Source organism: Novosphingobium sp. (assembly GCF_030696665.1).
In the GTDB taxonomy this organism is placed as follows: domain Bacteria; phylum Pseudomonadota; class Alphaproteobacteria; order Sphingomonadales; family Sphingomonadaceae; genus Novosphingobium.
This window is the reverse complement of record NZ_JAUYRV010000046.1, coordinates 519259-543416: the sequence shown is the minus strand read 5'-3', so window position 1 is coordinate 543416 and position 24158 is coordinate 519259. Positions and strand designations below refer to the sequence as shown.

Here is a 24158-nt window from a genome sequence, read left to right as displayed (position 1 = left end):
GAACATGGCTCAGGTCAATGGGTCTGCTCGGGATTGGAGGTGATAACTCATGGTTCGTAATCGCAGTTCAAAGGGGGCGCATTTTGCCCCGGCGAACACCCTGACACATTCGCCGGATGCTCGATTGAAATGGCTTGATGCCGCAAGCGCGTCATTCGTCAACCCAAGCAAAGCGAACCATGTCTATTATCGTAAGATATTGGAGTTGTTGTGGCCGGAGGGGCATGGCTTGCCCGGTCCTGCAATCACTGAATCTCAAATTCGTGAGCATCTGGCGCCCTATCGCGATCCCTTTCGGCGTATGCGTGAATTGCAAGGCGACGAAGGATTCAAATCAATCGTTAAAAGCGGGGTGGCCTATCAACTTCAGTCGCCTGAATTGTCACCCAAAAAGGAGCCGCGGACAAAGCCAGGCGCCGCACTGTGGAGAAAAATCAAGCAGGATTGCGATGGCACTTGTGCAAAATGCGGCAGGAAAGAGCCGGAAATCACGCTTTCCCCAGATCATCGTAGGCCAAGAAGTAGAGGTGGCACAGGTGATGATTTGAATTGGCAACCACTGTGCCAATCATGCAATATCCTTAAGAGTGCGGCCTGCCAGGGTTGCGAAAAGGAGTGTGGCGTATGTTACTGGGCATACCCTGAACAATATGCCCAACTCGAAATTGATGATTTGTTCAGGAGAAAAATACAGCAAGAATCTGAGAAGAAGAAGGTTCCACAAAATGAAATCCTGCAAGAAATCTTGAAAAAATATTTCCGAGAGTATTAGTTGTTGAAAGGGAGATTCTGTCAAAAATAGGTTCTATCTTTGGGCTGTGCTGAAGAATTTATTTACTAGAATGACTGTAGTGTTGAACGCACTTCTGCGGGCTTCTCGGCGGCAGAAATTTTGGCGTGCTGGGCGGCAAGGATGGCGCGGAGCTGTTCGACTTCGGCATCGGGCAGGCCCAGATCGACAAAAACATTGCCGGAACCGCGTACTAGTTCGAAGTCGTTGTCTTGATCAGTCATGCCTATGCCCCACAACTCAAGCCACCCCCGTCGCCTTAGGCGTAGCCGGGTCCAGCCCCCACTCGCTCCACGAACCATCGTAAAGCGAAACGTCCTCCTTGCCGATCAAATGCGCGGCGAAGATCAGCACATTCGCGGTCATGCCCGATCCGCACGAGGTTATCAGCGGGCGCGCCAAATCCACGCCAGCCGCCTGGAACAGCGCCTTGATCGCGTCAGGCGCTTTCCACGTGCCGTCGGGGTTGAACAGGCTGGCATAGGGCACATTGCGCGCGCCGGGGATGTGGCCGCTGGCCAGCGCCGGGTTCGTTTCGGGCACATCGCCGGTAAAGCGGCCTGCGCCGCGGGCGTCCACCACCTGTTCGGCCTTGCTGCCCAGATTGGCGAGGACATCGGCCTTGCTGCGCACATGGCTGTCATCGGACCACACGGTAAAGTGCCGCTGCCGCAGCGTTTCGGTGCCCTGCGCGCATTTGCGGCCTTCGGCTTTCCATTTGGCGATGCCGCCATCGAGCAGCGCCACGTTCTGCGCGCCGAACATCGTCAGCATGAACCACGCGCGCGTGGCGGTCTTCACCGGGCTGTCGTCATAGATCACGATGCGGCTGCCATCGCCAAGGCCGAGCGCCTGCATGCGGCTGGCGAATTTCTCGGGCGAGGGCAGGGTGTTGGGCACCGGCGAGGCCGAGTCTACCAGTTCGCCAAGGTCCATGAACACCGCGCCGGGGATGTGGCAGGCTTCGTATTCCAGCAGCGGCACGCGGCCATGCTCCGGCAAAAATGCGGTGGCGTCGACAATGCGCAAGTCGCTCGCGCCCATCTCGTCGGCGAGCCACTGGGTGGAAACCAGCGAATCCATAAGTTCTCAATGCTCCTGCCTGCTGCGCACGACCCGTCTTTGCGAGTTCGCACGTGCGGCAGACTAGACGCGGGTGTGATGGGCGTCACCATGAAAAAACGGTCAGATGACAACTGTTTTTGGCGGCTTGGAACTTAGGCGAATTGCGGCACCGTCAGCTCACGCTGACCCACCTGCGCATAGACCCGCGGCCCATGATCCAGCCGGAAAGGCTGCAAACGCAAGGCATTGGCGCTTTCTTCCAGACCCACCACAAAGGCGCGGCGCAGGCAGAAGGGTTCGTTGGGCAGCCCTTCCACCGCAATCCGCACCAGCGGCACGAACAGCGCCGCGCTCCCATGCCGAATCGGCGTTATGGCGCTTAGCGGAAGGCGCAATTCGCCTGTTAGAACAACGGCTTCTCCTGCTGCGAGCGCCGGAACGCGGTGCAATACCGGCGCATCGCTTGCGCCCAGTTGCTCCTCTGCCGGGCGTGAAGCATGGGCGGCGGTCATGTCGGCGCGCACCACGATCTGGTCCAGATCGGACCTTGCGGTCAGAACAAGGCGATAGGCCAGTGTCGCATTCATCAGGCTGGCACTCATCCGCACCGACTCCAGTTCCAGCGTGAGCGGGGGAGGCGCAAGCGCAGGCTCGGGCGCAGGCTCGGGCGGGGCGGCAAGCGGTATGACCGGCGGCGCGAACGCTGGCTGCGCGATCTCCCGCCCCCGCCGCCGCAGGACCAGCAGTGCCATCCCGCCAAGCCCCACCAGCGCGACAGCGCCCGCCACCCACGGCCACCAAGGCGCGCTGTCATCACGGGTAACTTGCGGTAAAACAGGGATTTCTGTCGGGAGTGCAGGCGGTTCAGCCATCGACGCTGATGGCCCGGCCAACGGCGGCGCGGCGCTTGGCGTTACTACCGGCGCGCTGGTGGATGCACGCGCAGAGGGGGGAGGCGAAGGGCGGGTTGTGGGACTTGCCGCCACACTGGTTGCCGGTTCGGGCGGCAGCGTTATCGTCGGCGCGGCGGAGGGCGCGGGTGTTGGTTCCGCTGTTGGAGCGACGCGCGGTGGCGGGGCGTCGGGGGTAACCGGGCCTTGCGCAGTCGGCGTCGGGGAGGACGCTGGCGGCAACTGGTAGCTGCCAACATCCTGCGCCGCCGCCGGGAGGGCAGCGAGCAGGATCGTGGTGGTGAGAAGTGCATGCCCCGCGCGGATCGTCATGGCGGTTGGAAAGGGGCGTGGCGGTTTAATCGCGGCTGAACCAAAGGGCGTTGTCCGGCCACTTGCCCTAACCCTGCGACAAGTGCATGGGACGAGGCGATTTTGCACCTGTTGGCGGCCTTTGCGTGCGCCTAGGTGCAGTTAGGTGCATCTAGGTGCACTTCGGAAACACAGGCTGAATCATGACGAAGACACCGCTTTTTCTCGGGCAAAACAGCAGCTTGCCAGCTTCTCCGGAAGAGGCCGTGCTGGATTACGTGCCCAACCCGCGCATCGGCGCGCTCTACATGATCCGTTTCGCCGCGCCCGAATTCACATCGCTCTGCCCGGTCACCGGCCAGCCCGATTTCGCGCACTTGGTGATCGATTATGCGCCGGGTGAAACCATCGTGGAATCAAAGGCTTTGAAGCTGTTCCTCGGATCGTTCCGCAACCACGCAGGCTTTCATGAGGACGTGACGGTCGGCATCGGCCAGCGCCTGTTCGATGAAATGAAGCCGCAATGGCTCCGCATCGGCGGATATTGGTATCCGCGCGGCGGAATTCCCATCGACGTGTTCTGGCAAAGCGGCGCGCCGCCAGCTGGACTTTGGCTTCCAGATCAAGGGGTTGCCCCCTATCGCGGGCGCGGCTGAGGCGGTTCAGGCAGCCATTGACGGATTGAAAGTGGCGCTCGCCGGAATTTGCGACGCCGCAATTCCCTGCGCTACCCGTCCCGCCCCAAGATCGGTCAACCGCACCCAGATGCGCCGCCGGTCAAGCGGATCGGGTTCGCGCACGATCAGGCCAGCTTCGTGAAACATGGCAAGCCAGCGCAGCACGGTGGCGCCGGGCACATTCGCACCAAGGCCAAGCCCAGTGACGGATATTCGGCGTTTTTCGGCGCAGTTGACATAGAGTTCCAGCAACAGATCCCACGCCGGGTCAGCCACCTGAATTCCGGCGAAAAGTTCCTGCCGCCGCCGCCGTGCGCGGATATTTGCCTTGGCCATCGTGATCAATTGTTCGGTTGTCAGGACGGGTTCGGTTGCCGCCTCTGCACCCTGTTGGCGCAGGAGATCTATCAGCATAGTTGTTATGGCTGCTAGCTTTCCCCGGTCATCGCTGTCCATTGGTCGCGCATCCCAGTTCCTGTCCCGCATCCAACTATGACAACGGGATGAACGTCATGCAACCGCAAATACATGAAATTATAAGCGAAAATGGACGTAATGTCGTGTCGAAACGGGCGCGTTGACGCATCAGATTTCCACTTGGCTACCCAATTCAATGACGCGGTTGGTTGGCAGCTTGAAGAACAGCATCGCACTTTCGGCGTTGCGCACCATCCAGGCGAATAATTTTTCGCGCCACAGCGCCATTCCTGGGCGGCGTGAAGGGACGAGGGTTTGCCGGGCGAGGACGTAGCTGGTTTCCATCGGCCGGAACGCGCCGCCCGCCGCTGGATTGCTAAGCGCGAGTTCCGCGGGCACATCCACCTCGTCCATGAAGCCATAAGTCAGCACGATGCGGTACAGCCCGTGGCCCAAATCCTCGGCATGGCAACGGCTTGCGGGTGAAACATGGGGCACGCCCTCGATCATCACGGTCAGGATCGCCACGCGTTCATGCAGCACATGGTTGTGCTTCACATTGTGGAGCAGGGCGGGCGGCACGCCATCGGTGGTGGAGGCGAGGAACACCGCGCTGCCCTTTACGCGCGGCACGCGGTCCTTGATCGAGCGGATGAACAGATCGATCGGCATGGCATCTTCCGCAAGGCGCGCCCGCACCAGATGCCGCCCACGCGCCCAAGTGGCAAGCAGGGTGAAGGCAATGGCTGCCACCAGCAGCGGAAACCAGCCGCCATCGGGGATCTTGGTGGCGTTTGAGGCGAAGTATAGACCATCGACCAGCAGGAACAGCGCGGTGAGACTGATCGAAAGCACCGGCGGCCACTTCCACACGGAGAACGTGAGAATGCCGAGCATGCAGGCGGTGATGAACATGGTGCCCGTAACCGCGATGCCATAGGCGGCGGCGAGATTGGTGGAACTGCGGAACGACAGCACCAGCAGGATGACGAGGGCGAGCAGACCCCAGTTGACCAGCGGCATGTAGATCTGCCCGGCGGCACGCGCACTGGTGTGCAGTATCTTGAGGCGCGGCAGGAAGCCAAGCTGCACCGCCTGCTGCGACACGGAAAATGCGCCGGATATAACGGCCTGGCTGGCAATGATCGTGGCCATCGTGGCAAGGCCGACAAGCGGCAGACGCGCCCATTCGGGAGCCATGTAGAAGAACGGGTTCTGGACGGTGGACGGATCCACAAGCATCAGCGCCGATTGGCCCAGATAGTTGAGCAACAAGCAGGGGAAGGCGACATAGAGCCAGCCGACCATGATGGCGCGACGGCCAAAGTGGCCCATATCGGCGTAAAGCGCTTCTGCCCCGGTAACCGCCAGCACGACCGAGCCGAGTGCAAGGAAGGCAAGGCCCGGATCGATCAGGAAAAATTCGGCCGCATAGTGCGGGCTGAGCGCCCATAGCACTTCAGGCGCGCGGGCGATGTTGATGATGCCGAGCGTTGCCAGCACGACGAAATAGACCAGCATGACAGGGCCGAACAACTTGCCCATCGCCGCCGTTCCGCGCGACTGGATGGCAAACAGGCCGATGAGAATGGCGATGGAAAGCGGCAGCACCCAGTCTGCCAGACCTGCGTTGACCACCGTCAGACCCTCAACCGCCGAAAGCACCGAGATGGCCGGTGTGATGATCGCATCGCCATAGAACAGCGCGGTCGCGATCAGCCCCAGCGTGGTGATAAGACCGGTCCAGCGGCTTTCACCCAGCTTGCGCCCGATCAGCGCCAGCAGGGCAAGACTGCCGCCTTCGCCCTTGTTGTCTGCCCGCAAGATGACGAGGACGTACTTGACCGTGACGACCAGCGTCATCGTCCAGAAGATCAGCGAGATCACGCCGAAGATATGCGCGCGGTCCACCGTCAGCGGGTGGTGCCCGATGAAGCTTTCCTTCAGCGCATAGAGCGGCGAGGTGCCGATATCGCCAAACACGACCCCGACAGCGCCAAGAGCCAGCGCGGCGAGTGATTCCTTTTCGGCGGAATGCCCGGATGTTTCGTTCATGGGCAAGGCAGCTATGCGCGTTGTTGCGGCTTTGCGACCGACTTTACGCAATCTTTATGGCGCGGGCGAAATTCCACCGCGAAGCTTTACGGCCATCGGCGGCAGAGAGCGGGCTGGAAGAAATCTCGGTGGGAGCCGACGCCATGCCATTGCCTGCAAAAGAAAAACGCCGAGCTGCTGCGCGGCGGCGCATTCGCAATCTTGCTGCCCGTGGCGCAGGGGCAGGGCTGGTGGTGCTTGCCGCAGGGCTGGGGCTGGGTGGTCATGCGGTTGTGCGCGAACATGGCGCGGGCGCGTTTGCCTGCGCGGTAATGCTGCTGGCGTTTATCGCATTGAGCATTGGGTTGGCGCTGCTGGTTGAGGGGGCAGGGCTGTTTGGCACGGTGCCGATGCCGCCGCGCAGCTTTTTGAAGTGATGTCCTGCATGCGCACTCGACAATGTGGCGAACGCGGGGCCAAATGGCGGTAATGGCCGCGCTGCGATCCGATACCGAGAATCTGCACCCCGGACCTTTTGGCACGGTGACCGGCCATGCAGTGTCGCTGGGCACGACTGCTCTGGTTACGCTGGCGGGTCTGGCGATTGCCGGACATGGGACGATTGCCAACATCGGGCTGCTCTATCTGCTGCCGGTGCTGGTGGCGGCGACACGGTACGGGTTGCGGACCGGGATCGTGACGAGTCTGGTATGTTCGCTGGCGTACAACTTCTTCTTCATTCCCCCGACGCACACGTTCACAATTGAAGACCCGCAGAACATCGTGGGCGTGATGGTGCTGCTGGGGGTGGCGATTGTGGCGAGCAAGCTGGCCTCACACGCGCGTGGACAGGCGCTGATTGCCCGGGCCAGCGCAGCGCAAAGCGCGATGCTGGCGGGTTTTGCGCGGCAATTGACCGGCATTTCGACAATGGACGCGCTGGCCCAGATGCTGTGCCGGACCATCGGCGAATTGCTGGATGGCGATACCGTGCTGCTGGTGCGCGATGAGGGCACGATCGCAGTTGCGGCATCGCTGCCCGAAGGATTCCGCCCTGACCCCATTGATATTGCAGCGGCCAGTCTGGCATTTGAACGCAACCGGCCTGCGGGGCTGGGCAGCGACATGGGCGGCGCGTCGGAATGGCTGTTTCAACCGGTCGGCACGGGTGAGCGGGTAATCGCGGTGTTCGGCATTGCGCGGCAAGATGCAGCCATGCCGCTGGCGCAGGAGCGGCGGCCATTGCTGGAAAGCCTGCTCGATCAGGCGGGGCTGGCGCTGGAGCGGATCGCGCTGGAGCAGGAAATGGCGGGGCTGGCGCAAGTGCGCGAACGGGACCGGTTGCGCCATGCGCTGCTATCTTCGGTCAGCCATGATTTGCGCACGCCGCTGACCACGATCCTTGGCACGTTGGGCGCAATGCGCGCGGCAGACGGGGAGCAGGCGCAGCAACTGGCGACGACGCGCAGCGAGGCCGCCCGTCTGCACCGTTTCGTTGACAACCTGCTCGACATGGCGCGGATCGAGGCAGGCGCGCTGGATCGGCGGATCGAGGCGGTGGACCTGTCCGAAGCGGTGGCGGCAGCGGTGGATGATATGGCGCGAACGCTGGGCGGGCAGGCGGTGATGGTAGAGATTGCGCCGGACCTTCCGCTGGTCATGGTCGATCCGCAACTGTTCCACCACTGCCTGATCAATCTGATTGATAATGCGGTGAAACATGGCGGACCGACCCCGGTTGCGGTGCGCGCGACACGCGCGGGCAACGCGTTGGTGCTGGCGGTGGAGGATGAAGGGCCGGGCATTCCGCCGGGCGACGAGCGGCGCATCTTCGAGACATTTGCGCGGATCGAAGGGTCTGACCGCAAGGGTGGCACGGGGCTGGGCCTTGCCATTGTGAAGGGCTTTGCCGAGGCGATGGGGCTGGGCGTGGAGGCGGCGAACCGTGGCGGTGGGCCGGGGGCATCGCTGCGTATCCGCTTTGAACCAGCCCAGTTGAAGGAGTTGCCCGAGGGATGAGCAGGCCGATCACGGTGGTGGTGGTGGACGATGAACCGGCAATCCGGCGGCTGTTCCACGCCAGCCTTTCCCGCGCAGGCTATCGCGTGGTCGAAGCGGGCACGGCGCGCGAGGCGATGGCGGCGCTGGCCATCGACAAGCCCGAAGTGGTGTTGCTTGATCTGGGGCTGCCCGACCGCGATGGGCTGGAACTGATCCCGCTGATCCGGGGCGCGGGGGCGGCGGTGATCGTGGTTTCGGCGCGCGATGCGACAGCGCAAAAGGTGGCAGCGCTGGATCTTGGGGCGGACGATTATGTATCCAAGCCGTTCGACAGCGAGGAAGTGCTGGCGCGCATCCGCACCGCGCTGCGCCACCGATTGGCGAGCGAGAGCGTGACATCGGTGGTGCGCAGCGGCGCGGTGGAGATCGATCTGGTGGCGCGGATCGTGCGCAAGCGGGGAGAGGAAGTGCATCTGACGCCCAAGGAGTATGACCTTCTGGCGATGCTGGCCAAGGCGGCAGGACGGGTGGTGACGCACGCGCAATTGTTGCGTGCGATCTGGGGGCCAGGGCACGAAAGCGACGTTGAATATTTGCGCGTGGCGGCGCGCGGTATCAGGCGGAAACTGGAGGATGATCCGGCGCGGCCAAGCCTGTTGCGCAACGAACCTGGCGTGGGGTATCGGCTGCTGGCGGGTTGAATTTCAGCCCTGTTCCAGTTCCTCGTCCAAGCTGTGCAGCGCGTTGCACAAGTGGATGCCGACCATGCGCAGTTCAAGCCGGTCAGCTTCTTCGAGCGCTTCGGCAATTGCCTTGTACAGACGTGCGAGTTCGTTCGAAACCGGTTGTCCTGCAGCAGCTTGATTATGCACGGCCAGCGTCGCTCCGATCAACCGGCGCGTCGTTTCGACGCGTGTTTCCGGGGGCAGTCTGCACCATATCGGCGGTATCGGAGGAAGCATGGACGCGCTTTGTCCGCGAATGGGCCGAGCCTTGGCCATCGGCCTTAATCACCCATCGGCCTTTGCTGATGCGGCGCAACGCCTTGCCACAACCAAGGCAATGCGTGGCGTAATAGAGCGGTTCACGGACCACAGCGCTACGGTTTGGTTTGTGGAAACCGAGAAGGCATCTCAAGGAAATCACGTTTCAATCCGAATCCGATCCAATTTCTTTTGGCAGATTGCACGGATAAAGCGTGGTTTGGATAGCTTATCGAAAGTTATGATAACGCACTTTGTCACCCCAGAGAGGTGACAAAAGTTGCGTTTGGCGGCCGTCAGGGCTTCAAATATTGCCGATTATCGCAGGGCCAGCACTTCATCCGTGCCGAGGCGGGCGATGGCGAGCGTGGCGGCGCGGCGTGAATCGATCCAGCGACCATTGGCAAGCTCTACGTCGTAGCGGACATCGCTGCCGGCGGCGGTGCGATAGAGGCGGGCGGCATCATCCTTGCGTCCGACCATCTTGTAGGCGGTGCCGAGGTTGATGAGTGCAAGCGGATCGCCCTGCCGCGCAAGCTCGCTGGCTTCGATACGGTTGATGGCGGCGAGGGGGCGACCGGCCATGATCTCGTGATAGCCGACATCACCACTGGGCAGCGAAGGCGCGGGCACGGTCAGCGGAGGGGTGACCATGACGGCCGACTGGGTGAGGAGTGCAGCGGCAAGGAACAGGCTGGTCGACATCAAGGCTCTCCGTTTCTGAATGCGTTTGTTGGGTGGAGTATGCGCTGATTCTCTGCGTCTGCAATCAAACTGAAATATTGTCACAAAAGTGCAATCATCTAAGTCCCGCAATTCCGCGTTTCTTGTCAAAAATGTCTTACAGCCGTCATGTTTTTTGACACAAAACTGTCAGGAAACCGCAAACAGGCTGTCACTTTGCATCCCTAGACGGTCCCTCGCGACGGCTGGAATTTGCTCCCGCCGCTTATCCTTGGGGGATTTCAAGTGAAGACCAACCACGGCCTGTTCCTCGTCGGCTGCAGCGCGATTGCGCTCGCCGGCTGCGGCCCCACCGACATTGCTTCGCCCGGCACCGGCGGCAATGTAGTCATCAACCAGCCTGCGCCCACACCGACGCCGACGCCAACGCCGACTTCGAGCGGTGTTGTTGCGGCTGCTGGCTGCCCGACCATTTCCAATCCGACGGCACTGACCGATTCGGGCACGGTGACCTCGTCGCAGGGTTCATGGCGCGTGTGCACACTGCCTTCGCGCATCACCGCGTCGACCACGCTGCCCAAGATCGCTGGCCTGCTCTATTCGATGAACGGCCGCGTGGACGTGGGCACCGACGCCGGGTTCAGCAGCACCAGCACCGGCGTGACGCTGACGATCGAACCGGGCGTGATCCTGTTCGGCAACACCGGCACTTCGTGGCTGGCTGTGAACCGTGGCAACCGCATCAACGCCACCGGCACCGCCACGGCGCCGATCATCTTCACCAGCCGCGACAACGTGCTTGGCCTGAACGGTGAAACGTCGCAGGGCCAGTGGGGCGGCGTCGTGCTGATGGGCCGCGCGCCGATCACCGATTGCACCACCGGCGCAGTTGCCAGCGGCGGAACCGCCAGCACGTGCGAACGCCAGACCGAAGGCGCTGCAGATCCTGCGCTTTACGGCGGCACCAACTCGGCCGACAACAGCGGCACGATGAAGTATGTCCAGATCCGTTATTCGGGCTTCGTCCTTGGTTCGAACTCCGAACTTCAGGCGCTGACGCTTGAAGGCACCGGTTCGGGCACCACGCTTGAATACATCCAGAGCTACAACAGTTCGGACGATGGCGCTGAATTCTTCGGCGGCACGGTCAACATGAAGCGCTACATCGCGGTTGGTGCTGACGATGACAGCCTCGACATGGATACCGGCGTGCAGGCAAACCTGCAGTATCTGCTGCTGATCCAGCGTTCGGGTCAGGGCGATGGCCTGATGGAACTCGACAGCAACGGCAACGAAGCCCAGACCCCGCGTCAGGTTTCGCGCATGTCGAACGTGACGGCGATCCAGCCTGCGACGAGCAGCAACAACGAAGCCAACGCACAGGCCTCGCTGTTCTTCCGTGGCAACTCGGACATCTCGCTTTACAACAGCGTGATCGCAACCCCTGCCAACCAGTGCATTCGCATGAACGGTTCGGGCGGCACGGCTTCGGCAACGCTGACCGCACGTTCGGTGGTGATGACCTGCTCGGGCACGGGCGATGATCGCTTCATCGGTTCGGGTGCTTATACGGCTGCACAGGTTGCCGGGTTCTTCGGTTCGGGTGCGAACGGCAACAACGCCGGGCTGACCTCGACCCTGACCGGTGGCTTCATCAATGGTGCCAACGAAACTGCGGTTGCTGCGTTTGACGTGACCACGCTGTCTTCGTTCTTCTCGGCTGTGACCTACATTGGCGCAGTAAAGGACAGCACCGACACCTGGTATGCCGGTTGGACCTGCAACAGCGGTGCCGCCAACTTCGGCACCACCAGCACGGCTTGCACGGCGCTGCCGACGACCTGATCGGCCGCCTTTCGCTGAGACGGGGGTGGCCGGTGACGGCTGCCCCCTTTTCAGCACCAGAGAACACACTTTTCCCCAGGGGGGACTTCGACATGAATACGTCGCGGCTCGCAACCATGCTGCTGCTTTCCACCGCGCTTCTGGCGCCGTCCATTGCCTTTGCGCAGGACGCCCAAAGCGCCCCTGCGGACGCTGTCCCTCCCGCTGATGCTGCGGCAGAAGCGCCCATCGATCCCGCTGCCGAACAGCCGCAGGACGAGGCGGCCGAAGTTTCCATTCCCGGCGGCGAGATCGTGGTCACCGGCGCGCGTGATCGCAATTACCAGCGCTCTGCGCCGCAGGTCGTCTCCGTCCTCGGCACCGCCGAAATCGCGCGGACCGGCGAAGGCAACATTGCAGGCGCACTTGGCCGCGTGACCGGCCTGAGCGTGGTCGGCAACGGCTATGTCTATGTGCGTGGCCTTGGGGATCGCTATTCGCTGGCGCTGCTGAACGGCATGCCGCTGCCTAGCCCCGAACCGCTCAAGCGCGTGGTTCCGCTTGACCTGTTCCCATCAAGCATCATCGCATCGACGCTGGTGCAGAAGTCCTATTCGGTGAACTACCCCGGCGAATTCGGCGGCGGCGTGGTGAACCTCACCACCAAGTCCAGCCCGGCCGAACCGTTCATCACTATCGGCGCAGGCGGTGCTTGGGACAGCGAAACGACCAACCAGTTGGGCTATACCTACTATGGCTCCAGCACCGACTGGACCGGGTTCGACAACGGCCAGCGCGATTATACCAACGCGCTCCAGACGTTCTTCGACAGCGGTGAGCGGCTGAGTTCGGGCAAGCTCGACAATGTCGAGATCGGCAAGGGCATCGTCAATACGCGCAACGGGCTGATCCAGAAGATCCCGAACATGCCGGGCAATGGCTCGCTCTCGCTTGCGGCGGGCAAATCGTTTGAACTGGGCGCGGTGACGCTGGGCGTGATTGCCACGGCGGGATACAACAACAAGTGGCAGACGCGCGATGTGACCAGCCAGACATCGGTCGAATCCGATCTGGCCGATCTGCAGTCCAATTTCCGCCGCGTGGTGACGGACAACCGCGTTGTGGTGAACGGGATGCTGGGGCTGGGTCTGGAATGGGATCGCAACAAGATCCGCTGGACCAACCTTTATATCCGCGACACTTTGAAGAACACGCGTCTTGGCCTTGGCCAGCGCAACCAGACGACGGTCGATTATCAGCAGCAGGACACGGCCTGGTTTGAACGCCAGCTGATCGACACGCAGATCGTGGCCGAACTCAAGCCGGTGGACGGTCTGAGTGTCGACCTGCGCGGCGGCTTTGCCAATTCGCAGCGTGAAGCTCCGTATGAGCTGGGCTTTGAATATGTGCGCACGAACGTGGCGTCGGACCCGCTGGGTGAATTCTTCGTCAACAATCTGGACGGCAACGCAGGCCGCGCCACGGTTAGCTTCTCTGACCTGAACGAGGATCTGTGGACCGGCGGGATCGACGTTTCGTACAAGATCATGCCCACGGTTACTGCGACGGTCGGTTATGCCTATGTCGATACGCGCCGCACCAGTTCGCGCCGCGATTTTCAGTGGCGCGCGGTGGATCTGCCCGATGGCGTGAATATGTTCCGCCCCGATTATCTGCTGAGCAATGCAGTGATCGAGGCGTTCGACGTGAACCTGATCGACACCAACGAAGGCAATCCGGCGTTCCTCGCCACGCTGCGCAACCACGGTGCCTATGCCAAGGTGGACGCACAGCTGACCGATACGCTGCAGCTGGATGCAGGCGTGCGGTATGAGACGGCCAAGCTGGTCGTGTCGCCAGTTCAGGTGTTCAACGATGGCGCTACCACCGCCACGCCGACTGCGCTGAACAACGATTACTGGCTGCCCGCAGCGACGCTGACCTGGTCGTTCCGCGATGACATGCAGTTGCGCGTCAACGCATCAAAGACCATCGCCCGCCCGCAGTTCCGCGAGCTGATCTATCAGTTCTACTTCGATCCTGACACCAACCGCCAGTATCGCGGCAACCCGAACCTGCAGGACAGCCAACTGACCAACGCCGAAGCCCGTTATGAGTGGTACTTCGACCGCGATCAGCGTTTCTCGGTGGCGGGCTTCTTCAAGCGGATCAACAATCCGATCGAAAGCTTCGTTGCGCTGGAAAGCGACAACTTCATCACCAGCTTCGCCAATGCGCCCAAGGCAGACCTTTACGGCGCGGAAATCGAGCTGCAGAAGTATTTCGACCTGAGCGATTGGGGCGGCATGTGGGAATCGCGGCGCTTTGCGCTGATCCCCAACTACACCTACACCAAATCCAAGCTGAAGGTGCAGGACGGCGACCAGACTTCGTACTACCTTGCCGCATCAACCCGCGCGCTGGATTACTTCCGCAATGGCGCGCCGCTGACCGGGCAGAGCGAGCACATCGTCAACGTGCAACTGGGGCTGGAGGACACCGACGGCCTTTCGCAGCAGACGATCCTGTTCAACTATGCCAGCAAGCGCGTGTTCAGCCGTGGCTTGCTCAACACCGGACAGCCGGACATCTTTGAAGATCCTGGCCTGCGCATCGACTTTGTTGCGCGTCAGGGCTTCGATGTGTTCAAGAAGCAGGTGGAATTGAAGTTCGAAGCCCGCAACATCACCGGCCGTCGTCATATCGAATACCAACAGTCGGGCGAAAACCGCGTCGAGGTGAACTCCTATGACGTGGGCCGGACCTTTGCGCTTTCGGCTTCGATGACGTTCTGATCCAGCGGTTCAATCAACCACCCTCAGGAGGCGGCCCTTCACCGGGGCCGCCTCTTTTTTGTGGCCTTGGAATCATCGCGACAAAAAACCCCGCCACGGCGAGGCCGGGCGGGGCGTTTTGGTTTGCGGGGCGTAGATTTATGGCCTGTCGAGCACATACCCCAACGAGCGCACTGTGCGCAGGGGCGATCCCGCGCCTACATCGCGCAGGGCGCGGCGCAGGCGGCTGACCCATGCGTCTACGGTGCGTTCGTCGATGGGTTGATCGTGCTTGCCCAGCGCGGTGATGAGTTGCTGGCGGCTGAAGACGTGGCCTGGCTGCTCCATCAGGTAGCGCAGCAGGCGCAATTCGTTGGGCATCAGCATCAGCGGGCGGTCGCGCCAGCGGGCCTGCAGCGCGGAAAGATCGAGCGTGAGATCGCCCAGCTTCAATACGCGGGCGGGGGCATCGTGTTCGGGCAACTGGATCGACAGCACGCGGTCCAGCAGTGCGCTGCGGTCTACCGGGCCGAGGATATAGTCGTCGGCCCCGGCGCGAAGGGCGCGGCGTTTGGCCTCGGCGTCATCGTCCTCAAGGATCATGGTGATGTGGGCGTCCTGCCCCAGACTGTCGGCGCAGCGCAGGCGACGGCACAGTTCGAGGCCGGACATTTCAGGCAGCACCCAATCGATGAAGGCCCACGGCTTGCCTTCCATCAGCGGCAGGGGGCCATCGGACTTCCAGCGATGGAACACCACGCGCAAATCTGAATGCTGGAAAGTTTCACGGCCCCCCGAAAGGTCATCCGTCAGCAAAATGTCGATACGCCGCATGTGAAGAAAGCCCCTGTCGATGAAGGCTTTCTGTCGCTGTTTTGTGACGGGCGAATGACGATGTTACAGCGATTGCATGGTTTTGGGGCGCATGGATTTCTGGGCAAGTGTCAAAGCCCACCCCGCTGCGACTAACTTCACGACGTTCAGTAAGTCTCGCGGCCCTCCCGCAGGCGGGAGGGCGTTCACAGTGCTGTCTTTCCCCCTCCCGCAGGCGGGAGGGGTTGGGGGTGGGCCTCTCGACCTTAAACCGGCAGGCCTACGTAGTTTTCGGCGATGCTGGTCTGTGCTGCGGTGCTGGTGGCGATATAATCGAGTTCGGCCACCTGCATTGCGCGTTCGAACGGGCCGTCATCGGGGAAGCGGTGCATCAGTTTGGTGAGCGACCATGAGAACCGCTCGGACTTCCACACGCGGGCCAGCGCCTTGGCCGAGTAGCCTTCGACCGCATCGTTGCTGGCGTGCTTGAAGTAGGCGGTGAGCGCTTCGGCAGCGTAGTGGACGTCGCTGGCGGCAAGGTTCAGGCCTTTGGCACCGGTGGGGGGCACGATGTGCGCGGAATCGCCGCAGAGCAGCAGGCTGCCGTGGCGCATGGGTTCGAACACGTAGGAACGCAGGGGTGCGATCGACTTTTCGATCGAGGGACCGCGCGTGATGTTTGCGGCGGCATCGGGGCCAAGGCGGATGGCGAGTTCGTCCCAGATGCGCTCGTCCGACCAGTCCTCGATCTTCTCGGTCAGCGGCACGTCCACGTAATAGCGGCTGCGTGTGTGGCTGCGCATCGAGGCGAGCGCGAAGCCGCGTTCGTGGTTGGCGTAGATCAGTTCGTGATTGCAGGGAGGCACATCTGCGAGGATGCCGAGCCAGCCGAAGGGATAGACGCGCTCGTATTCGCGCACGGCACTGGCCGGGATGGATTTGCGGCTGGGGCCGTGGAAGCCATCGCACCCGACGATGAAGCGTGCGTCGATGCGCTGGGCGGTGCCATCGAGGGTGTAGGTGACGGCTGGGGCATCGCTCTCGATGTTGTGCAGGGCCACGTCTTCGGCACCGTAGATCACCTGCAGTCCGCGTGAGGGGGCGGCGTCCATCAGATCCTTGGTGATCTCGGTCTGGCCATAAACCACCACGGTCTTGCCGGTGAGGTTGGCCACATCAATGCGGATCAGGCGTTCGCCATCGGCAAGGTTGAAGCCTTCTTCGACCAAGCCTTCTGCGTTGAGCCGGGCATCGAGGCCGAGGCGGGACATCAGGCTAACGGTGATCTGTTCGAGCACGCCAGCGCGGATGCGGCCGAGGATGTAGTCGGGCTGCTGGCGCTCGACCACCACGCAATCGATGCCTTCGGCCTTGAGCAGGTGTCCGAGCAGCAGGCCAGCGGGGCCTGCGCCAATGATGGCGACTTGGGTTTTCATGGCAATTCTCCCACGCAGCCGCGCTGCGATGCGGGCCACTATGGAGAGGAATTTGACATCGGAGGCGCAATCGCGGAAGGCAGCGGCAGGACAAACTGCTGGCACTTTCGGGACATGGCGCAGGCGATACCGACATATTCACTGTACGGTGAGGGCGCGGCGCGGTCTTCCGGCGGTTTTGCGCATATCGAAACGATTGCCGAGCGTAGTGCGCTGCATGACTGGGAAATCGGGGTGCATCGGCACGACCATTTTGTGCAGGTGCTGCTGGTAGAGGAGGGACACGCCGCCGTGGCGCTTGATGGCGCGCAGAGCGGGCTGGAGGGGCCGGGCCGCGTGATCGTGCCTGCTGGCGCGGTGCATGGATTTCGTTTCCGGCAGGGCACGCGCGGGTTTGTCCTCACTCTGTCCACAGACTTTTCCACAAGGGCAAACGGCCCTGCCGATATGCTGTTGGCGGCGCTGGCGCGAGGCGGAATGGCGGCGCTTTCACCCGATGCGGCGCGGCGCGCCTTCTGGCTGGCGCGCGAGATGCTGGGGTTGCAGCAGGAGTGGCAAGAACAAGACCCGCTGTTCATGGCGCTGGCTGAGGCACTGATCCGCTGTGTGGCGGCGGAGGCTGCGCCGGAGGAGGATGCCCGTGACGACCGGCGGCTGGAGCGCTTCCGGCAACTGGTGGAACTGCACTATCGCCAGCACCGCGATCTGGACTTCTACGCAGGCGCACTGGGCATGACCCGCCGCACCCTGTCGCGCATGACGGCAGCGGGGTTGGGGTGCAGCCCAATGGAAGTGATCCACCGCCGCATGGCGCTGGAAGCGCACCGGTTGCTGCGCTTTACCAATGCCACGGCAACGCAAGTGGCAGCGGAACTGGGCTTTGACGACCCCAGTTACTTCTCGCGCTTCTACCAGCGGATGACCGGGCGGCGGCCATCTGAGGACAAGGTTATCGCCGCCTGAAACCGCTTGTTTCGTTTGCAAACTTCGCTATGAAATTTTCACGGATATGAACTTACGGAGAGGTTTGCGAAATGGCCCGGATCAAAACCACCCACGTCGGCAGTCTCCCGCGCGGAGACGAATTGACCCCGCTGCTGCTGGCGCGCGACAAGGGCGAGCCTTATGACGCAGTGGAATTTGACCGCGTTGTGTCGGCTGCGGTTGATGCGGGGGTCAAGGCTCAGGTTGAGGCCGGGGTCTCGGTCGTGTCTGACGGGGAACTGGGCAAGGTTGGCTATTCGACCTACATGATCGAGCGCCTTTCGGGCTTTGGTGGGCACATTGATCGCAAGCCTGCGGCAGATCTGGCCGAAGTGCCGAACCTTGTGAAGAAGCTCTCGGCGATCATGGGCAGCCAGGAATTCGTGCGCGCATCGTGCATCGGTGACGTTCGCCTGATCACGCTCGATCCGCTGCACGAAGACATTCGCCGCTTCAAAGCTGCGCTGGAAAAGCACGCAGCGCCCGATACCGAAGCTTTCCTCAACGCCGCTTCGCCGGGGCTGATTACCGCGTTTCAGGTGAACCGCCACTATCCGACGCACGAGGCCTACCTCGCCGATCTGGTCGATGCGATGCGCGAGGAATACGAGACCATCGTTGCGGCAGGCTTCTACCTGCAACTCGACTGCCCCGATCTGGCGATGAGCCGCCACACCGGCTATCAGGATCTGACCGACGAGGAATTCGTCAAGGTGGCCGAAGCGAACGTCGAGGCGCTGAATGCGGCGACGGCGAACATTCCGCCCGAAAAGATGCGCATGCACATCTGCTGGGGCAACTATGAAGGCCCACACGATCACGACATTCCGCTGGAGCGCGTAGTGGACACGATCATCAAGGCGCGCCCCGCCACAATCCTGTTCGAAGCGGCCAACCCGCGCCACGAACACGAATGGAAGGTGTGGAAGGAGGCCAAGCTGCCGGACCACAAGATCCTTGCACCGGGCCTGATCGACACCTGCTCCAACTATATCGAGCATCCTGAACTGATCGCGCAGCGCATTGAGCGCTTTGCCGCCATCGTGGGTGCGGATCGCGTGGTTGCCAGCACGGACTGCGGGTTCGGCACGTTTGCGGGCTATGGCAAGCTTGATCCCATCGTGACGTGGCGCAAGCTCAAGTCCCTGCGCGAAGGCGCGGACATCGCCGCGGGCCGCCTGTGACGCCTGATGAGCGGCGCGGCGCAGAAGCCGATTGCGCGCGGCTGATAGCGCTTTACGCCAATCTCAACGACGAGGCACGGTGGGATGAAGTGGCGGCGCTCTATGCCGAGGACGGCGTGATGTTCCGCCCGACTGCACCCGATGCGGGCGTGGAAGGGCGCGAGGCGATCCTTGCCGCGTTCAAGGCGCGCGCAGCCCGCACCACTCGGCATGTCTGTTCGAACGTGGTGATCGACGTGGAAAGCCCGACGACGGCGCACGGCACCAGTGCCATGCTGCTGTTCACGGGCGATCCTGTGCCGCTGGTAGGATCGTTCCATGACCGCTTCGTGCTGACCGCCGAGGGCTGGCGCTTTGCAGAGCGGCGGGGTAGCCTGTTGTTCAAGTGATCACTCCTGCCGCCTCCAATCCTGTCAAATCAGCGATGCGCACGCTCGATGTGATCGAGTATGTCGTCGCGCATCGGCAGGGCGCGGTGGCGCAGGAGATCGCAGGCGCGCTGGCGATCCCGGTCAGCAGCCTGTCCTACCTGCTGGCCACTTTGACCGAGCGCGGCTATCTGGCGCGCGAAGGGCGGCGTTATCTGCCGGGGCCGGGGCTTGAGCGGTTGCGCGCGCCCGATGCGGCGCTGACGCTGGAAGATCGCGTAACGCCACTGGTGCGTGCGCTGCGCAGCGAATTGAACGAGACGTCATCGTTCATGGTGCGGCGCGATTGGGACGTGGAAGCGCTGGTGACCGAGGCAAGCGATCAGGCACTGCGCTATGCCGTCGATCCCGGCACGCGGCGGCCGTTGCACGCATTGGCGGCGGGCAAGGTCATGCTGGCGTGGTTGCCCGAGGGCGAATTGGCGCGCTACTTCGAACAGGTGCAACGCGAGCGCTTTACCGCCGCAACACGCACGACCGAGGCTGAATTGCGCGCCGATTTCAGCCGCATTCGCAACGAAGGCATCTGCGTTGCGCGGGAAGAGGCGACGCCCGGCATTTGCGGCACGGCGGTGCCGGTGTGGATCGACCGGCAACTGATGGGTGCGTTCAGCGTGGCCGTGCCAGCAGTGCGCTTTGATGCTGCCAGCGAGGCGCGCATCGCTGCCTTGCTGATCCGCACGGCTGCTGCCATTCAGGCCGGATGATAAAGCCAAACCGCCGCGGTCTGCTGCTGTCGATAGGGGCGATTGCCAGCGCCCTTGCCTTGCCGGTTCCGGCCTTTGCTGCGCGCGATCCCCGGCGTTACCGCGTGATTGTGGACAATGATCTGGCGGGCGATCCTGATGGGCTGTTCCAGCTGGCCCACCATTTGCGGTCACCCTCGGTCGAAATCCGCGCGATCATCGGTTCGCACATGCATGAGAATGAGCCGTGGGGCGGCCCCGGCGATCAGGCGAAGGCATCGGCAGCGCGTGGGGTGGAACTGCTGGGCAAGTTGGGCATGGAAGGCAAGGTTCCGGTCATCGCCGGGGCAGCAAAAGCCATCACGTCAATGCAGGTGCCCACGCGCACGGCGGCGACCGATGTGATCATTGCCGAAGCGATGCGCGATGATGCCCGCCCGCTATTCTATTGCGCGGGTGCGGGCCTTACCGATCTGGCGATGGCGCTGCTGATCGAACCGGCCATTGCCAAGCGCATGACGCTGGTGTGGATCGGCGGGCAGGAATATGAAGGGCTGGGCATTCCGGTACCAAACGCCACACCTGCCGAATACAACCTCACGATTGATACGGTGGCCGCGCAAGTCGTGTTCAACCGGTCCACCGTTCCGATCTGGCAGGTGCCGCGCAACACCTATCGCCGGATGCTTTTCAGCGCAGCGGAACTCATGGAAATGAAGGCGCGTGGCGGACTTTCGGCATGGCTGGTGGCCGAGGTTGAGAAGGTCTGGGAGATGGTCGCCAAGTTCGATCTGTCGACCGGCGAAACCTATGTGCTGGGCGATAGCCCGCTGGTGACACTGACCGCGCTGCAATCCACGTTCGAACCTGATCCGGCGTCGAGCGATTATGTGATGCGGCCATGCCCCCTGATCCGCGCTGACGGGCTGTATCAGGCCAATCCGCAAGGCCGCCAAATCCGGGTCTACACCACCATCGACACGCGGCTGACCTTTGCCGACATGCTGGCCAAGCTGAAATGATCGGATGCCGGGCGGTTGGTCGCCGCCCGGCTTTGGATCGTTACTTCGACATGCCTTCCGTGATGCGCTGGGTTTCGGCGCGGGTCGAATCCGGGCCGGTGTTGCGCTTGTAGATGCCGCCCTGGCCTGCGGCGCGGTTGAACAGGTCCGGGTCACCTTCGCGCTGCTCAAGCCCGAAGAGCGGGAACAGGCCGGGGTGACGGCCAAGGCCGCCATAAAGATCGAGGCAGCGCTCGATCCAATCGCGCAGCGGGTCATCGTTGGCCAAAACCGGCGTCTTGCACACTGATGCGGTGAAGAGGATGCCGCCCATGATGCGGTAGTCCGCATAGTTCGGCGTCGATCCGCCGAGCCATTGGTGCTGGCCAATCGCAGCACGCAACGGTTCCAGAGCGGCGCTGATCTTCGGCAGGCGTCCTTCGCGACCGGCCTGGACGTCTTCCAGCTTGCGACCGAGCATCTTTTCGCGGCTGTGGGTCACATATTCGTGGTCCTGCGGCAGCGAAAGATCGCGGTAATCCTGACAGAAGCAGAACATCCACGGGCCGACGGCGGCATTCCAGAACCAGTTGTCGAGCGCCTTGGTGGTGGCGGCAACGCTTTCATGCGGGATTAGGGCAGGGCGGTCAGGATACTTGGCGTCGAGGTATTCGACGATGCCCCAGCTATCGAGCACGAACTCACCATCGTCGACGATGGCGGGCAAGCGTTCGGTCTTGCCGCCGGTGCGCTCAAGAATGCCGGTGAAACCGCCGGGCACGACATCGAGATCGAAGCCCTTGTGCTTCAAGGCGTACTTGGTGGCCCAGACGAACGGGCTGATCGTGGCGCCTGTGGAGAGGGCCAGATCATAGAAGGTGATGGTGTTGTTGGCGGCCATTGCATCCTCACTTTTTGTTGCGAGCATACTGCCAGATATTGTTAGTAACACAAACGATATTTGTGCTTCATGCTGGTCCTGCACTCACGTCGCCCCGGACTTGATCCGGGGCAAGGCTTGTTCTTGCGATACCGCGCAATCCCGCAAAAGAAGCCCAACCCCGGGTCAAGCCCGGGGCGACGAGGAAGGGTGGAATAGGAACGACAAACACAAAGAGCGCCGGACCCGTCGGGATGGGCCGGCGCTCTCGCTGTCAGGCTTTCGCCCGTAGCCTATTTGCGCGTGCGCCAGCCCTCGGCGTAGTTGTCGCGCGCGGCGGCGACATAGGGCACGGCGGAAACAGTAGCCTTGATTTCGGTCTGCACGTGCGGTTCCACGGTGGGCTTGGTGGTGCCGCCATTCGGTTCGCCCCACAGCAGGCTGACTTCGGTGCCCGGCGTTTCAAAGCCCGGCTCCATCATGGCGAGCGTCAGGAACTTGCCCTCGTTGGCAGTGTAGCCGATCCATGTGGAGAGGCCGACCATCTTGCCGTCTGCCAGCACCTGATCGAACGGGTGCATCGAGTACACGGCGCTGGGGTATTCCATGAACTTCGCGCGGTCGCCGGTGCTGAGCGCCGACGACTGGACGCGCATCACGTCTTCGTTGTCGAGCGCCAGCGTCACCTTGGTGCGGTGCTTGCCTTCGGCTGCCATCTTTTCGAGCGCGGGGCGACCGATGAAGTCATGATCGAACTTCACGAACGGCCCGTAACCCAGATCCCACGGCGTGGTGTAATAGCCTTCGATGGTTTCGGGCACATAGCTGCCGCCGACCGAGCACTTGGCTTCATAGGAATTGGCCGAGAGCCATGCGCGGTAGGGCGCGAGCGCCTCGCCGGTGTAGATCGCGGGGAAGGGCGAGGGGATCCAGCCGGATTCCAGCGTATTGGACGAATAGGCACGCCCACCGACCAGTGCCATCTGGAACTCCTTGCCAGCCTCGACCAGCGCGGCATGCACCGCGCCATAGTCTTCCCACGGGCCCATCAGCTCAAAGCCCGGCTGCCCGGCCATGCCGTGACGCAGCGCACGCACTTCCTTGCCGCCGATGGTCATGCGGGTCATGTGGAAGAATTTGAGTTCGGGCGGGGTCTTGCCGGTGGCCTTCTCGATGATCTTCATCGCGTTCGGGCCTTGCACCTGAAAGCGATACGAGTTGCGCTTGCCGTCGGTGCGCATCGCCCAGCGTTCGTCACGCTCTACGGTGACGTTCCAGTTGCCGCTGGCGGCGTGGAATTCGACCCATTCGATGGTCGGCGCGCGGCCGACGAGGTTGAAGTGGTTCTCATCAAGATAGAACAGGATCACGTCACCGATCACGTAGCCATCGGGGGTGACGGGCACGAACTGCTTGGCGCGGTCCGGCTGGAAGTTCTTGAACGAGTTGATGCCGAGGTGTTCCAGCATCTTGAACGCATCCGGCCCCTTAACCGCCAGATCGACCATGTGGTACGACTGGTTGTAAAGCACGGCTGTGTGGCCCCATGCCCACTGCTCAGCGCGCCAGTTCGAGAATTCTGATGGAACGCCCGGATAGACGTTTGGCCCGACCTGCTGGTTGCGGACGAAATTGACGAGGTCACCGGCGTTCTGGATGACCTGTTCGAGTGTCTGGGACATGGTTCTTGGCTCTCCCGATGCGATTTCACGGCTGTGGAGAGGCTATGCACTATTTTCGCGTGCTTGAAAAGTTCGGAATGATGAAGTGAATGAAAAATGTATGTGTTGCATACGATGTATGCCACCCCACCTTCGTCATTCCCGCGCAGGCGGGAATCCAGCGCACAAAAGGTCGTCGCTGTGCGACGGCTGCTCTATTTGACTGGATTCCCACCTGCGCGGGAATGACGATGAAATGTAGGAAAGACGAAGGTCTGAATTCGACAAACGAAAAGGGCCGACCTTCGCAGGCCAGCCCTTTCGGTGTCACGGATAAGACCAATCAGCCTTCGACGTGTTCAGCCAGAACGGTCAGGCCGTTGACGCCAACTTCGGCAAAGCCGCCCTGAACCTTGATCTCTTCCGGCGCAGAGCCCGCCGACTTGTAGACCTTGATCGAGCCGTCCTTCACCGTCGACATGAACGGCGCGTGGCCTTCCAGCACGCCGAATTCACCGTCGGTGCCGGGAACGACGACCATGTGCACCTCTTCCGAACGGACGAGACGGGCTGGGGTGACGAGTTCGAAGTGAAGGGACATTTCTATCTTCTCCCCCCTCCCGCAGGCGGGAGG

The 24158-nt window shown here is 62.1% G+C and carries 24 protein-coding genes; 12 read left to right on the top strand and 12 right to left on the bottom strand.

Features of this window, described 5'->3' with window-relative positions; translation table 11 throughout:
* Positions 1 to 49: 49 nt before the first annotated feature.
* A complete protein-coding gene (locus Q8R81_RS15395; RefSeq protein ID WP_305619343.1) occupies positions 50 to 772 on the top strand; it encodes an HNH endonuclease in 723 nt (240 codons plus the stop codon).
* Positions 773 to 837: 65 nt separating this feature from the next.
* On the opposite strand, the gene Q8R81_RS15390 is transcribed toward Q8R81_RS15395, so the two are convergent.
* The 3 genes from Q8R81_RS15390 to Q8R81_RS15380 form a co-directional block, all read right to left on the bottom strand.
* Positions 838 to 1014, bottom strand: coding sequence for a hypothetical protein (locus Q8R81_RS15390; protein ID WP_305619341.1), 177 nt, complete (start codon positions 1012 to 1014; stop codon positions 838 to 840).
* 16 nt (positions 1015 to 1030) lie between these two features.
* Positions 1031 to 1873: a 3-mercaptopyruvate sulfurtransferase gene (sseA, locus tag Q8R81_RS15385; RefSeq protein ID WP_305619339.1), complete on the bottom strand. Its 843-nt coding sequence runs from the start codon at positions 1871 to 1873 to the stop codon at positions 1031 to 1033.
* 134 nt (positions 1874 to 2007) lie between these two features.
* A complete protein-coding gene (locus tag Q8R81_RS15380) occupies positions 2008 to 3078 on the bottom strand; it encodes a hypothetical protein (protein WP_305619338.1) in 1071 nt (356 codons plus the stop codon).
* A 182-nt stretch (positions 3079 to 3260) separates the two neighbouring features.
* Between Q8R81_RS15380 and queF the strand changes: the two genes are divergently transcribed.
* A complete protein-coding gene (gene queF, locus Q8R81_RS15375; RefSeq protein ID WP_305619336.1) occupies positions 3261 to 3713 on the top strand; it encodes a preQ(1) synthase in 453 nt (150 codons plus the stop codon).
* Positions 3714 to 3719: 6 nt separating this feature from the next.
* Here queF and Q8R81_RS15370 read toward each other — a convergent pair whose 3' ends face one another.
* The gene (locus Q8R81_RS15370; protein ID WP_305619334.1) at positions 3720 to 4148 is read right to left on the bottom strand and encodes a hypothetical protein; all 429 of its coding nucleotides are present in this window, start codon (positions 4146 to 4148) and stop codon (positions 3720 to 3722) included.
* A 171-nt stretch (positions 4149 to 4319) separates the two neighbouring features.
* The gene (locus Q8R81_RS15365; protein ID WP_305619332.1) at positions 4320 to 6206 is read right to left on the bottom strand and encodes a potassium transporter Kup; all 1887 of its coding nucleotides are present in this window, start codon (positions 6204 to 6206) and stop codon (positions 4320 to 4322) included.
* A 56-nt stretch (positions 6207 to 6262) separates the two neighbouring features.
* Between Q8R81_RS15365 and Q8R81_RS15360 the strand changes: the two genes are divergently transcribed.
* Genes Q8R81_RS15360 through Q8R81_RS15350 form a run of 3 tightly spaced genes read left to right on the top strand, consistent with a single transcriptional unit; the run spans position 6263 to position 8887 of the window.
* Positions 6263 to 6622 (top strand): hypothetical protein, encoded by a 360-nt coding sequence (locus Q8R81_RS15360; RefSeq protein WP_305619330.1) that lies wholly within the window; start codon positions 6263 to 6265, stop codon positions 6620 to 6622.
* A gap of 52 nt (positions 6623 to 6674) precedes the next feature.
* Positions 6675 to 8204 (top strand): DUF4118 domain-containing protein, encoded by a 1530-nt coding sequence (locus Q8R81_RS15355; RefSeq protein WP_305619328.1) that lies wholly within the window; start codon positions 6675 to 6677, stop codon positions 8202 to 8204.
* Complete coding sequence (locus tag Q8R81_RS15350; RefSeq protein WP_305619326.1) at positions 8201 to 8887, top strand: response regulator; 687 nt, start codon at positions 8201 to 8203, stop codon at positions 8885 to 8887. The genes Q8R81_RS15355 and Q8R81_RS15350 overlap by 4 nt, the downstream gene beginning before the upstream one ends.
* A gap of 3 nt (positions 8888 to 8890) precedes the next feature.
* On the opposite strand, the gene Q8R81_RS15345 is transcribed toward Q8R81_RS15350, so the two are convergent.
* Complete coding sequence (locus Q8R81_RS15345) at positions 8891 to 9148, bottom strand: hypothetical protein (RefSeq protein WP_305619325.1); 258 nt, start codon at positions 9146 to 9148, stop codon at positions 8891 to 8893.
* Between the two features lie 339 nt (positions 9149 to 9487).
* The gene (locus tag Q8R81_RS15340; RefSeq protein WP_305619323.1) at positions 9488 to 9874 is read right to left on the bottom strand and encodes a hypothetical protein; all 387 of its coding nucleotides are present in this window, start codon (positions 9872 to 9874) and stop codon (positions 9488 to 9490) included.
* Between the two features lie 264 nt (positions 9875 to 10138).
* Here Q8R81_RS15340 and Q8R81_RS15335 point away from each other — a divergent pair, with 264 nt between their 5' ends.
* Positions 10139 to 11698: a hypothetical protein gene (locus Q8R81_RS15335; protein ID WP_305619321.1), complete on the top strand. Its 1560-nt coding sequence runs from the start codon at positions 10139 to 10141 to the stop codon at positions 11696 to 11698.
* A 92-nt stretch (positions 11699 to 11790) separates the two neighbouring features.
* Positions 11791 to 14472, top strand: a complete 2682-nt coding sequence (locus tag Q8R81_RS15330; RefSeq protein WP_305619319.1) for a TonB-dependent receptor domain-containing protein — start codon at positions 11791 to 11793, stop codon at positions 14470 to 14472.
* Positions 14473 to 14610: 138 nt separating this feature from the next.
* On the opposite strand, the gene Q8R81_RS15325 is transcribed toward Q8R81_RS15330, so the two are convergent.
* Positions 14611 to 15285, bottom strand: coding sequence for a response regulator transcription factor (locus Q8R81_RS15325; protein ID WP_305619317.1), 675 nt, complete (start codon positions 15283 to 15285; stop codon positions 14611 to 14613).
* A gap of 245 nt (positions 15286 to 15530) precedes the next feature.
* A complete protein-coding gene (gene pobA, locus Q8R81_RS15320) occupies positions 15531 to 16700 on the bottom strand; it encodes a 4-hydroxybenzoate 3-monooxygenase (protein ID WP_305619314.1) in 1170 nt (389 codons plus the stop codon).
* 114 nt (positions 16701 to 16814) lie between these two features.
* Between pobA and Q8R81_RS15315 the strand changes: the two genes are divergently transcribed.
* From Q8R81_RS15315 to Q8R81_RS15295, 5 genes are all read left to right on the top strand, one after another.
* Positions 16815 to 17663 (top strand): helix-turn-helix domain-containing protein, encoded by an 849-nt coding sequence (locus tag Q8R81_RS15315; protein ID WP_305619312.1) that lies wholly within the window; start codon positions 16815 to 16817, stop codon positions 17661 to 17663.
* A gap of 71 nt (positions 17664 to 17734) precedes the next feature.
* Positions 17735 to 18868, top strand: a complete 1134-nt coding sequence (locus tag Q8R81_RS15310; RefSeq protein WP_305619310.1) for a cobalamin-independent methionine synthase II family protein — start codon at positions 17735 to 17737, stop codon at positions 18866 to 18868.
* Entirely contained in the window at positions 18865 to 19257 is a 393-nt protein-coding gene (locus Q8R81_RS15305) for a nuclear transport factor 2 family protein (RefSeq protein WP_305619308.1), read from the top strand. The genes Q8R81_RS15310 and Q8R81_RS15305 overlap by 4 nt, the downstream gene beginning before the upstream one ends.
* Before the next feature lie 35 nt (positions 19258 to 19292).
* Positions 19293 to 20003: an IclR family transcriptional regulator gene (locus tag Q8R81_RS15300; protein ID WP_305619306.1), complete on the top strand. Its 711-nt coding sequence runs from the start codon at positions 19293 to 19295 to the stop codon at positions 20001 to 20003.
* The gene (locus tag Q8R81_RS15295) at positions 20000 to 21004 is read left to right on the top strand and encodes a nucleoside hydrolase (RefSeq protein ID WP_305619304.1); all 1005 of its coding nucleotides are present in this window, start codon (positions 20000 to 20002) and stop codon (positions 21002 to 21004) included. Before Q8R81_RS15300 ends, Q8R81_RS15295 begins: the two co-directional genes overlap by 4 nt.
* A 40-nt stretch (positions 21005 to 21044) precedes the next feature.
* On the opposite strand, the gene Q8R81_RS15290 is transcribed toward Q8R81_RS15295, so the two are convergent.
* The 3 genes from Q8R81_RS15290 to Q8R81_RS15280 all read right to left on the bottom strand — a co-directional run bounded on the left by Q8R81_RS15290 (position 21045) and on the right by Q8R81_RS15280 (position 24125).
* On the bottom strand, positions 21045 to 21884 hold the full coding sequence (locus Q8R81_RS15290; protein ID WP_305619302.1) for a beta-etherase: 840 nt from the start codon (positions 21882 to 21884) through the stop codon (positions 21045 to 21047).
* Positions 21885 to 22156: 272 nt separating this feature from the next.
* The gene (locus Q8R81_RS15285; protein WP_305619300.1) at positions 22157 to 23545 is read right to left on the bottom strand and encodes an aminomethyl transferase family protein; all 1389 of its coding nucleotides are present in this window, start codon (positions 23543 to 23545) and stop codon (positions 22157 to 22159) included.
* Between the two features lie 322 nt (positions 23546 to 23867).
* A complete protein-coding gene (locus tag Q8R81_RS15280) occupies positions 23868 to 24125 on the bottom strand; it encodes an ATP synthase F1 subunit epsilon (protein WP_305619298.1) in 258 nt (85 codons plus the stop codon).
* Positions 24126 to 24158: the final 33 nt, after the last annotated feature.